The sequence below is a fragment of the Sphingobacterium prati genome (genome assembly GCF_013167215.1).
Classification (GTDB): domain Bacteria; phylum Bacteroidota; class Bacteroidia; order Sphingobacteriales; family Sphingobacteriaceae; genus Sphingobacterium; species Sphingobacterium prati.
The window spans coordinates 1,296,827-1,308,755 of record NZ_JABJWY010000034.1 but is presented as its reverse complement, the minus strand read 5'-3'; the positions used below and the strand labels follow the sequence as shown (position 1 = coordinate 1,308,755).

Annotated in this window: 11 protein-coding genes; 7 read left to right on the top strand and 4 right to left on the bottom strand. The window is 40.1% G+C overall.

Translation table 11 applies throughout. From position 1 onward, the window contains the following. On the bottom strand, positions 1-266 hold a 266-nt coding region (locus HPC41_RS15655), incomplete at its 3' end, for a hypothetical protein (protein WP_216660776.1). 166 nt (positions 267-432) lie between these two features. Continuing rightward, the gene (locus HPC41_RS15650) at positions 433-1,089 is read right to left on the bottom strand and encodes a hypothetical protein (protein WP_172394876.1); all 657 of its coding nucleotides are present in this window, start codon (positions 1,087-1,089) and stop codon (positions 433-435) included. Positions 1,090-1,628: 539 nt separating this feature from the next. On the opposite strand from HPC41_RS15650, the gene HPC41_RS15645 reads away from it, so the two are divergent. Both HPC41_RS15645 and HPC41_RS15640 read left to right on the top strand, forming a co-directional pair. Then, positions 1,629-2,876 (top strand): hypothetical protein, encoded by a 1,248-nt coding sequence (locus HPC41_RS15645; RefSeq protein WP_172394875.1) that lies wholly within the window; start codon positions 1,629-1,631, stop codon positions 2,874-2,876. A gap of 105 nt (positions 2,877-2,981) precedes the next feature. Then, positions 2,982-3,974: a hypothetical protein gene (locus tag HPC41_RS15640; RefSeq protein ID WP_172394874.1), complete on the top strand. Its 993-nt coding sequence runs from the start codon at positions 2,982-2,984 to the stop codon at positions 3,972-3,974. Here the strand turns inward: HPC41_RS15640 and HPC41_RS15635 are convergent. Further along, a complete protein-coding gene (locus HPC41_RS15635) occupies positions 3,967-4,107 on the bottom strand; it encodes a hypothetical protein (RefSeq protein ID WP_172394873.1) in 141 nt (46 codons plus the stop codon). The two genes, HPC41_RS15640 and HPC41_RS15635, sit on opposite strands and share 8 nt — an antisense overlap. Before the next feature lie 212 nt (positions 4,108-4,319). Continuing rightward, the gene (locus HPC41_RS25820; protein WP_420240159.1) at positions 4,320-4,508 is read right to left on the bottom strand and encodes a two-component regulator propeller domain-containing protein; all 189 of its coding nucleotides are present in this window, start codon (positions 4,506-4,508) and stop codon (positions 4,320-4,322) included. A gap of 222 nt (positions 4,509-4,730) precedes the next feature. On the opposite strand from HPC41_RS25820, the gene HPC41_RS15625 reads away from it, so the two are divergent. The 5 genes from HPC41_RS15625 (at position 4,731) to HPC41_RS15605 (ending at position 11,924) form a co-directional block, all read left to right on the top strand. Next, a complete protein-coding gene (locus HPC41_RS15625; protein WP_172394872.1) occupies positions 4,731-5,318 on the top strand; it encodes a TetR/AcrR family transcriptional regulator in 588 nt (195 codons plus the stop codon). A 229-nt stretch (positions 5,319-5,547) separates the two neighbouring features. Next, a complete protein-coding gene (locus HPC41_RS15620) occupies positions 5,548-6,075 on the top strand; it encodes a DUF420 domain-containing protein (protein WP_172394871.1) in 528 nt (175 codons plus the stop codon). Positions 6,076-6,140: 65 nt separating this feature from the next. Continuing rightward, positions 6,141-7,277 carry an efflux RND transporter periplasmic adaptor subunit gene (locus HPC41_RS15615; protein ID WP_172394870.1) on the top strand — a complete coding sequence of 379 codons (1,137 nt, stop codon included), beginning with the start codon at positions 6,141-6,143 and terminating at the stop codon, positions 7,275-7,277. A gap of 36 nt (positions 7,278-7,313) precedes the next feature. Then, complete coding sequence (locus tag HPC41_RS15610) at positions 7,314-10,478, top strand: efflux RND transporter permease subunit (protein WP_172394869.1); 3,165 nt, start codon at positions 7,314-7,316, stop codon at positions 10,476-10,478. A gap of 21 nt (positions 10,479-10,499) precedes the next feature. Continuing rightward, positions 10,500-11,924, top strand: coding sequence for an efflux transporter outer membrane subunit (locus HPC41_RS15605; protein ID WP_216660775.1), 1,425 nt, complete (start codon positions 10,500-10,502; stop codon positions 11,922-11,924). Positions 11,925-11,929: the final 5 nt, after the last annotated feature.

The window sequence follows — 11,929 nt, the reverse complement described above, 5'->3', positions numbered from 1 at the left end:
GCAGAGCTGGTCGTGATTGTTTTGTAGTCTATTTGAAGTATCGATGCCATTGCATCACGCAGTTTATAAAAAGCCTGTTGGCTTGTGCAGTCGTTCGAATGCGCTAGTTGAATTTTATTGGCGATGTGATCACACAATTCACCAAAAGTGAAAATGTGCATCAGTTCGGTGCTCCCAAACTCCATGTCAAAGGATTTTTCAACTTTAACAAGTAAATCGCTAATATCGTCTGGATCTACATTTTCAAGTTGGTCGTCTGCCATCATATTACTATTAACAGTTGGTTACAAAATACGAATATGCTGTAAAAATAGCATTTAGTATTATTTTTTTAATTTTTTAATACACAATTGAAAATACTCTTTTCATTTAATAACCCGATAATCTATTCAAGCCGTGTTGGCGAGCGACTACTTCATGTTGCTATTGATATTAAGCTATCCAAGTATCCTCATATTTTACAACCTTCCATTTGCCTTTTATTTTTTCAAGAATAAAATACCATCCTTGGCCACACAATCCACCACATATATGATCCACGGACACAAATGCTTTTTGGCCGTTATGTGTCAGAATAGGTAAGTGGAAGACCAGCTTTGTTAAAAAACGTTCTTCCATAGTCAATCTATTGCTGTCTTTAACCATATACTTATGAGCGATCGGTTGGGGAATGTAGACTGTATCTCTGGCTCTTGTCTGATTTAGAAAACCGATTGAATCTTGCATGCTATAACCAAGATGGCCAAACAATTCCCTGATTCCAATAGCATCTCCCAGAGGATAATCCTCCTTGTAAGTCGTATGTATCAGATCTTTGATAAATTTGTTTTCAATATAAGTCTCAGGTTTTTCAGTTATGATCAACCGACTGATATAAGTGTCATGGGTAATTATTGCATCCAGTATTTCTGCATAGTCTTTTTGAAAGGCGGAATAATTAAAAGTTTTTTCCGGTGTTTTTGCCTTAGGTGTTTTTTTAGCAGTGTTTTGACAAGCTACAATAAGAAATAAAATTGGGACTAGGAGAAATACTTTCATAAAATAGAGCGAATGATTTAAAAGATGATGCCAAAATGTTTTCTTTTCCATAATGCAATTTAGTCTAACGATTGCGCTCTTCAAACGTTGCCCCTTTTTTATAAAATTGGAGGCATTCTGTACGCGTTTCCAAGCATACTAGTTATCGTTTGTCTAGTTATTACATTGCTAGGAATGTTCCTTATTCCATTGGTGGCAATTCTGTCATAATTAAGGTAATTTTTCCCTATATACCAACTTTGCCATTTGCTCCAACATAAATAGACGAATTAGTAAGGCCAAAACTGCCTTACCATCCATTTTTATAATTTTACATTGTTTACAGTTTATTTTATTAATTTATTTAATAAATTTGTTAAAAAAATATTATCTTTGGATAGAAAACCAAATTTAACACCACAATTAAATAAGATGAGCTATCCTGATACCCTAAAATATTAGTGTAATTCTCTGGAATATAGTAAAATATGATTCTTTAGTCTTGGTGAATACGACAAAAGTTAAGCTATTTTAACAGAAAGCCATATGAACTGAGAAAGTTATTGACCTAATATACATATAATCAAAATTAAAAATATAAACACAATGTTATGAAAGCTAACGATCAAATTCTTGTCTATCCCTATATTTATCGAATTTTTTTTACTTTCTTATTAATATCGATCGTTGGAATCACGCTATGGTCATTTTTGTTTTCTCAATACCGAATAGACTTTTATGGCGAAATACCGGTATTTCCGCTTGTCATTGGTATTTCTTTGGTCTTTGTTTGCTATAAACTTTTGCGGTATTTGTTGTATATATACCGTTGGAAAGCAATATTGGCAGCGGAAGGTATCGTTATAAAAGATCCCTGGCGGGGACAATTATCCTTTAGTTGGGATACTGATGTTATTGTCTTGGGTAATTTCAATCTGGAGCTGATAAAAGGACGATATGGTCCCGCTGCAACTGCTTCAGATGAGAAATATGCTGTATACAAAATCAGCAATTGGGTTATGGGCCAGCCTGCGATTGCAGACTCCAATTTAGCTTTCTTAGGCCAAAAAAGCTTTAAAAATTTAAAGCTGTCAAGCAAAGAGTTTGCAGCTGCATTGGAAAGCAGCCGAGAGCAGTATTCGGACTTCTTTAAAATCAATCGTTGGAATTTAGTATTCCTGGCTTATTGGTTTTGTCAGATAATAGCTATTATGCTTATAGCCTATATATTTTTCCTTGATATTTTTTATTTCAACACTGGAGTAGTCGTATTTTTTTGTGTGGCAGTTACCATACAATTGGTTATGGTGCTGCAGTATTGGAATAGATTTCCGCCAGGTGCTTTAAAACGTCTTTTTTTGAATGTAGGTATTTCGATAATAGGTTTTGCATACTTGATGTTTGATAACGTACATTCTATGGATGAGCTATTCTTTGTAAAATGGGGAGCTGTCCTAGGTTTTGTCATGACGCTGTTTATTCGGGTATTTATCCAATTGTATCGAAAATTTGTGGCTAAACATCTTAAAATTATATTCTATTCCATTCTTTTTATTTTTCTAAGCTTATATAGCATTGCTTTTCTTAAGGTTGGTAATATGCTCAATCGGGGGAAAGTCAAGGGATGGGAGCAGGGAACCGTTTATAATCCTCAAATTATCATTTTACCGGGAATGGACCCACATAAAATGGTTTTTGATAATCCTCAATGGGGTGCCAGAAATATGTTAGTGCCGTTAGTTCGATCCGTTTCGGAGGCTCGGGTAGAGGTGAAAGTCTTTGAGGGAAGATTGGGTATACCCTGGTTTTACAAGAATTATGCAAAAGATGATGTAGACAATGTCCGATTGATCAAATAAAGGGACATGCAGTTTATGAAGAAATTATCGAATGCTGAACGGCAATAGTTCGTCTAAAAAAAATTATTTAGAGAGTTTTCTACATTTTATTACCAATATATAATCATGAAAAGTACCAATAAACATAAAACAAAGTGGAAGGATTATATTGTTTGTCTTTCTGTAACTATTATATTTGTGTCAATTTGCGGATTTGCAGCCTATATTCCTGTCCTCGTATCAGCACCGCAAGATCTGTTTCTAGCGTTTATTTTAGATCGTTTGAAGTTGATTGTGCCGGCTGCGGTGTTGTTTTCTGGGATTGCACTCTTTTTAACTATGTGGAGTATAGTATCCTATTATGGATATAAACCAACCAAATTTAAAGCATTTTGGACATTTGTACCCTACACATTGACCGTGTTTTTAATGGCAGGAATTTTCTATCGGAATTCCCTACCGATAGAAAAGCTATTTGTTCCAAGTTATATACGCACTGCTAGTCCTGATCTCACGCATCACAATGTTCCGTGGGATCTAATGTGGTTCTTATGTGCGGTGGTGAATGGCTATATATTTTTGCTTCAATATAGCCCTTACCAGAAAAGCTTGTTCAACGTTATTGGTAGCGAACTTCTTAATAAATCTTCATATTTTAATCCACAGAGTATTAAGGAGAATGATCTGTTAGAGGAAGCAGAAAGTTTAGCGAATACATTTAGTGCATCAAATAGAAAAGAATCAGCCAATGATGATCCTCCTGCTCTTCAATATGAATTTTATGCTTTTATCTACGGCGAAGGTTTTGATTACGTCATTACTGATGAAGGATATGCTGTGCCTTTTCTCTTTGAAGATGAGGATACCATAGACGAACTTCACGGCGGTATTTATTTACAGACCAACAAGACACTCTATATTCGTTTTGATCACATTATGTTGTTGGATTTGGAGGAGCTCTATATTGTTGTCTCCCCGACGCTAGAAGCCCTGTTCGAAAAGATCAATAAAAAAAGTGTCAAAGAAAAGCTTTACTCATACAGATATACAGATAAGGGCAGCGGCTATTATCAGATAGATTCCACTTTGGAGGCTAAACTGAGAAGTAAATTCACTTGACTCTTCCCTGATCAATATCCTTGATTACGTTTTTTAGGCTGTCCGAAACGTTAAGATTTAGGAATGAAGCTATTTCTTTCAGATTTTTAGGAAGGGAGTTTTGCGCATAAGCCGACGGTAGTGACTCCATCATAACGATGCACTCCATTTAAAGTACCAAACCATAATGTTACCATCATTAGCTTCCGTCATTCCAAAAATCATAGCTTCCTCCGATCTGATGATCTCAGGAGGCACGAGGGATTCGATAACGATTTTGAATTGTAACGGGAGATAATCCAGCTTTTTGTATTGGTAGGCGGTTGTGAGACATACTTGAAGTCCCTATTGACAATACTATCTGAACTAGTCAGATATTCCCATTTTATCCTGGTAGATATAGCCAACAAACTGGCGGGTATAATTTGTAAATCTAGTACCGTCATAGCGCCATAGTCCGTCATTTTCCCCGAGCCAGATGTTTCCATTTTTATCCGCTATTATCGAGCGGACATTTTTAAACGGTTTACCTTCATGCTTGAGGACTGTGTATATTTTACCGTTATAGACACAGGTATCATCGTTTGTTCCAAACCATATTTCTTAGCGTCATTTTATGGTCAAAAACATCTTACATAGGATGAGCGCTATATAGTCAAGTAAAAGTGGTGAAGTGACTAAATATTTTAATTTTTCAGTTTTACTTAAGAATGACAAGTGTGGGATACAAGCAGTGTATTTGCTCTGTATATTTGCAACATACTAATTGGTATGTTTATGTCAAAAGCGCAGGCAACAAGATCGGATATTCTCAGAAGAGCGATGGAATTAATATACAAGCAAGGTTTTCAATCGACCAGTATTGATGATATTTTGGCTACAACACAAGTGACGAAAGGAGCCTTTTACTATCATTTCAAAAACAAAGAAGAGATGGGTATAGCATTGATAGAAGAAGCTATGCATACGGAGATTTGGCCAGATATTCAAAATTCACTGTCAACAAGTCCCAATTTCAGAGATAATATTTATAAAATGATGGATAAACTTCTCTTTAAACATCCGTTTATGACTGTTGAACATGGTTGTCCGGCTGTAAATCTTATCCAAGAGATGGCTCCGCTGAATGAAGCATTTCGGGTAGCATTGAAAAAATCATTGAATAAATGGGAAAGAGCCATTGAAGCTGAGATCATGCGAGGACAGGAGACCGGACAATTAGGGCTTTCGCATGATGCCAAACAGATTGCACTTCATATCATAACATTATACCATGGCGTCCGAAATATGGGCAAATTATTTGGGAAACCCTATTATGTTTCATTTTTACGCGAATTCCGACAATACCTTGATTCATTGAATTAAATTTTTTTAAACCAAAACATACCATATAGTATGTTTTGTTGAGTTGTTAAAGTTTATTTTTAAGCATTAAAACATACTAATTAGTATGTTTTAAAAATATCACTTATGATGAAATCCTATTCATATTCAAAAACATATCATGTAGTATGTTTTAGTTGTTATGGTCAATGTTTAACTATGCTTGCGCTAATACCAGCTCAGCCATCAATCACAAAATATCTATAAAATAATGCCATACAGAAATTCTATCTTACTTATTTGGATACTCACCATTGTTATTAATGGTTTAATTCTGCTTACTTTTTTCTTACCCAAATTAAGCATGGTAGCAGGTCGTGATTATTCCAGCTTACCCAAGCTCAATGCAATTTTAAATGGTTTAACGTTCTTTTCGTTGCTATTTGCATTGTTGGCGGTTCGTCGTAAAAACATACTCCTGCATCGAAGTTCCATATTTCTGGCCTTCTCCTTTACCTCCTTATTTCTGTTTTCTTATTTGCTCTATCATTTTTCCATGCCCTCTACCAGCTATAAAGGCGATGGTCTATTGCGAGGGGTTTACTACTTTATTTTGCTCACGCACGTTGTCCTGGTCGCCATTATTGTGCCCCTTGGGCTTCTAGCGATGGTTTTTGCGCTAAATAATCGAATTAATCAGCACCGCAAGATTGCCCGGTGGACTATGCCGATCTGGTTGTATGTTAGTTTTACTGGAGTGGTCGTTTACTTACTGACTCATCCTTACTACCCGCAATAAATAATTCAAGAAACTCAACATTCACTCATATTCTTACACATTTCACTAATATCAAATCAAATTTTATGAAAAAAAATCTGTTACTCGGAATAGCAATTCCAGTTATCATATTTTCTTCCTGCAAATCGGGCCGTCAACCTGCTCAGGAGCAAAGTATCCCTGAGGTTCCCGTAATGGTTTTAAACAAGACCGATACGGTTGTTTATACAGAGTATCCTGCACAGTTAGAAGGGCTTACTGATGTCGAAATACGCCCTCAGGTGAATGGGATACTTGAAAGGGTTTTGGTTCAGGAAGGAGCCTATGTGGAAAAAGGCAAAGCTCTCTTCCTGATCGATTCACGCCCATACCGTGAAGCCTATAACGATGCGAAAGCACAGCTATCCATAGCGCAGGCAGAAGTACAGACCGCAAAAATTGAAGTCGAAAAGCTAAAAGCGCTCGTGGATAATCGAGTCGTATCAAACTATCAGCTGAAAACTGCACAGGCTAGTTATGATGCTGCGCTAGCGGGGGAGCGAAAAGCGATGGCAAAAATAGAAAATGCCAAAATCACCTTAAATTTTACCACCATAAAAGCTCCTGTAAGTGGTTATATCGGCCGTCTCGGAAAGAAAACAGGTAGTCTAGTTGCTCCATCCGATACCCATTCATTGACCTATCTTTCCGACAATAGGGAGGTTCACGCTTATTTTTCTGTTGGAGAAGCTGATTTTGTCGCCTTTAAGGATGGCCTTCAAGGCAGTTCAATCGACGAAAAATTAAAGAACAGCGCTGAGGTAAATCTGGTGCTTTCTGGTGGAACGGATTATCCCGTAACAGGTAGACTTGATATGGTTGATGCAGCATTCGACAGGTCTACTGGAGCAATCACCCTAAGGGCTACCTTTCCCAATAGGCAAGGTTTGCTTCGTTCAGGCAATTCAGGCCGTATTAGACTTGGCCTGCGGCAGCATGGTGTAGTTGCTGTACCCCAGGCAGCGACGTTCGAAATGCAGGACAAGCTCTTTGCCTATGTCGTTGACCAGCACAACAAAACCCGGCAGGTCGCATTAACTGTTGCCGGAGCTGCGGGAAACAGCTATTACATTTCCAACGGCCTGGTTAGTGGGGACAGACTTATTTTAAAAGGTCTGGAGTCCCTTAAAGATGGAATGGCCGTTAAGCCCGAAATATCATCCGATAAAATGGCCAGCAACTAGTCACCTTATTTAACTTATGCAAAAGACTATTATACCATGTTAAAAATTTTTATTGATAAGCCAGTTATTGCAACTGTTGTTTCCATCATGCTGGTCATTCTTGGCGCGGTAGGTCTGATGGATCTACCTATACAACAGTTTCCGGATATAGCACCTCCAGTAGTTCAGGTTTCGGCCAATTATCCAGGTGCAAATGCAGAAACATTAGTGCGTGCGGTAGCACCAGCACTTGAAGAGTCCATTAACGGGGTTGAAAATATGACCTATATGAGTTCCACTTCGAGCAACGACGGTACACTCATTATATCAGTATACTTTAAGTTGGGCACAGATCCCGACCAGGCCGCTGTCAATGTACAGAACCGGGTTTCATCTGCCACCGGACTCTTGCCGTTAGAAGTAGTTCAGGCGGGTATAACCACTCAAAAAGTCCAGAACTCGCTCGTTATGGCTATCAATCTGATGAGTGAAAATCCAAAACTTTACGATGCGACATACTTAACCAATTATGCCCAGATCAATGTAATTTCGGAGCTCAAACGGATACAAGGGGTTGGACAGGTAAGATTTTTAGGAAGTAATAAAGATTACTCCATGCGTATTTGGCTCAATCCGGCACAAATGGCTGCTTACAGCATCACACCAACAGAAGTGATGGCTGCCGTCAAAAGTAAAAACCAGGAAGCGGCACCAGGAAGATTTGGACAATCAAGTAACAGGTCTTTTGAGTATGTTCTTAAGTATTCAGGAAAATATACCAAACCTGAAGAATATGGAAACATAATCATTAGATCGAACGTAGATGGAAGTATTTTGAAATTGAGAGATGTTGCTAAAGTTGAACTAGGGAGCTACACTTATAACTCACTAAATACAGTACATGATAAACAAAGTATTTTGTTTGAAGTAGTACAGCTGCCGGGATCAAACTCAAGAGAAATACAGACGAAGGTAGCCGAGTTTTTGAAAAAAGCTGAGAAAGATTTCCCTCCAGGGATCAAGCAACAAATACTCTACAATACCAAGGATATGCTTGATCAATCCATTAATCAGGTACAGCATACGCTGTTGGAAGCTTTTATTCTTGTTTTTATCGTTGTATATATATTTTTACAGGATTTCCGGTCCACGTTGATTCCAGCCATCGCTGTTCCTGTAGCTGTCATAGGTACCTTTTTCTTCATGTCCGTCTTCGGATTTTCCATTAACTTACTGACATTATTCGCACTCGTGCTGGCCATAGGTATCGTAGTCGATGATGCCATTGTTGTTGTTGAAGCTGTGCATTCCAAACTGGAGAATAAAAACATGACAGCCAAAAAAGCGACTATGGCCGCGATGCATGAGATCACTGGTGCCATTATATCGATTACCTTGGTCATGGCAGCGGTATTTCTTCCTGTTGGCTTTATGAAAGGGTCTGCAGGTGTGTTTTACCGTCAGTTTGCCTTTACTTTAGCTATTGCAATTGTTATTTCTGCCTTGAACGCGTTGACACTCAGCCCCGCATTATGTGCCTTATTGTTGAAAGATGTCAATCATGATCATCATAAAGCGCCTACCAATTTTAAACAGCGTTTTTTCTACGCCTTCAATAAAAGCTTTGAAAATGTAACTGATAAGTATGTTGCCGCAGTGAAAAAACTGATCAAGTTTAAATGGGTAAGTCTTGCTGGGCTCGTACTCGTAGTTGTCATTACGGGCTGGCTTATTCGTCGGACTCCGACCGGCTTTATTCCATCAGAAGATCTAGGCTTTATAGCGATCTCAGTAAACCTTCCGCCGGGTTCTTCAATGAACAGGACACAGGCAATTCTAGATGAGGCTGCTAACAAAGTCAGGGACATGGAGGCAAAATTCGCTTTCAATGAAATTGCAGGATTTAACATTTTGACTGGTTCAACAAGCCCTTCATCCGGTGTTGCATTTTTCAGAATGAAGAAAGATGGTGAGCGTGGATCGATGAACGATGTCTCCGCTAACATTGCTGAAATTCAAAAACGGCTCAATACAATAAAAGGGGCGCAGTGCTTTGTGTTTTCTTTTCCTACCGTTCCTGGGTTCAGCAATGTGGATGCGCTGGATCTGGTGCTCGAAGACAAAGCCGGCGGCAAACTGGATAAATTTGGTGGAATTGCCAACAGGTTTATCGCCGAGTTGAGCAAACGTAAAGAAATAGCTGTCGCGTTTACCACCTTCCGTGCAGACTATCCACAGTACGAGATGATTCTTGACCATGAAAAAATTGAACAATTGGAGGTGGACGAAAAAGATGTTCTTGGAACAATGCAGTCTTTCTTCGGCAGTGCGCAGGTTTCTGATTTCAATCGCTTTGGTAAATATTATCGGGTCATGGTGCAGGCCGACAAAGAGGAACGTGCAGATCCGGCCTCGATGAACGAAGTCTATGTCAAGAATAAATCTGGCAAGATGGTTCCCATAAAAACAATGGTAAGTTTGAAAAGAGTCTTTGGACCAGAAGTGATTACACGATATAACCTTTTCAACTCGATCGGTGTCAATGCCGTGCCCAAACCTGGCTATAGTACCGGCGACGCTATCCAAGCTGTCCGCGAGGTTGCAGCTGATGTGTTGCCATCAGGTTACTCGTATGAATTTTCGGGAATGACTAGGGAAGAAATCTCGTCCGGCGGACAGTCCGTGATTATTTTTTCGCTCTCTCTACTATTTGTTTACTTCCTGTTGTGTGCACAGTACAACAGCTATATCCTTCCTTTGGCTGTGGTTTTTTCAGTTCCAACAGGTATCATTGGCGTTTTTGCAGCTATTGGCATGGCAGGTATTGACAATAATATCTATATCCAGGTAGCATTAATTATGCTGATCGGGCTACTGGCCAAAAATGCAATCCTGATCGTCGAATTTGCGGTACAACGCAGACATGCAGGGCGTACATTGCTGCAGTCGGCATTAGAGGCTGCCAAACTGCGTATCCGGCCCATTATTATGACCTCAATCGCGTTTGTCGCGGGTATTACCCCTATGATGCGGGCCACTGGGCCATCAGCTATGGGAAACCATTCCATCAGTATAGGCGCTGCCGGTGGAATGATCAGTGGTGTCATTCTGGGATTGTTTATCATACCGGTGCTGTTCGTTGTATTTCAGGCCCTACAGGAAAAAATATCAGGTAAGAAAACGCAACCAACACCAGCGATCCAACCTGCTCTAGAAGCCTAAGACAAATAAAAAGAGATATTTATGAGCTATTTAATTAAAAACTATCGTCAGATCATTCCAGTCATTGTATTACTGGCTACACTGGGTGGCTGCGCAGTTACTAAAGACGTCCAGCTGCCCAGGCCAGAACTGCCTGCGGCTTTCCGTGGCGAGACCGAGAAAGATACACTGGGTATCGCTATGCTGCCATGGAAGAGTTTTTTCACGGATAAAGTGTTGCAGGTAATGATTGATAGTACCCTGAAGAAAAACTTTGACATGCAGGTCGCGCTGAAAAATATTGAATCAGCACATCTGCTTGTACGTCAGTCAAAATGGAACAATCTACCCGTTGTTAGTCTCAACGCAACGGGAAATACAAGTAATCCTTCCAATTACAGCCTCAACGGGATGACGGCAAGCCAGTTTTTAGGGGCCAATCATATCGAGGATTATTCCTTAGGAGCCAGTCTGACTTGGGAAGCCGATGTTTGGGGAAAGATCCGTCATTCCAACAAAGCCGTGCTTGCCGCTTATTTACAGAGCGACGAGGCTCGTAAAACCTTGCAGACCGATCTGATTGTAAGTGTTTCAAAAGGTTATTATAATCTTCTTATGTTAGATCAGCAGCGTCGTGTCGCAGTAGCGAACATGGCATTAAATGATAGTACTTTGCGTATCACAAACGTGCAGTATAGGATGGGGCAGGCAACCTATTTGGCGGTTCAGCAAGCCGAGGCACAGCGACTGGCAGTAGCGGAGCTGATCCCGCAACTCGAAAAGGAAATCATATTGCAGGAGAATGCGCTACATGTGCTTGCTGGTGAATTGCCCGGTATACAGCAGGGACGTACTATGCTCGAAGAGATTAAATTTCCAGAGCAGCTGTCGACTGGTGTTCCAATTGATATGGTCCGGCGACGGCCAGATGTTCGGAGCCGTGAGCTGGACCTGGTGATTGCGAATGCAAAAGTAGGCATCAGCAAAGCGCAGATGTATCCTGCTCTTCGTATTACTGCCGCAGGCGGAGTGGGGGCACTGAAAGCAAGCGATTGGTTCAATATTCCGGGGGCACTCTTTGGTACTGTGGGCGGAACTATCTTACAGCCATTACTCCAACATAAGGAACTTAGTACACAGTATAAGATAGCTGCTATTGAACGAGAGAAAACAATTGTTGCATTTCGAAAAACAGTCTTGGGAGCGGTTGGAGAGGTCTCCGATGCCATAATAAAGATTGAGAAGCTGAAACAACAGCAGTACATTACAACCCAACGTGTCCACACACTTCAGCAGGCAACAGCAAATGCCAATACCCTTTTCGTGAATGGCATGGCAAACTATCTCGAAGTGATTACGGCACAGGTTAATGTATTGCAGAGCGAACTTGACCTCGCCTCCGTCCGACGTCAGGAGCTTTCCGCCATGGCCGACCTGTATCGCAGTCTGGGTGGCGGAGTAGAATGATCCGA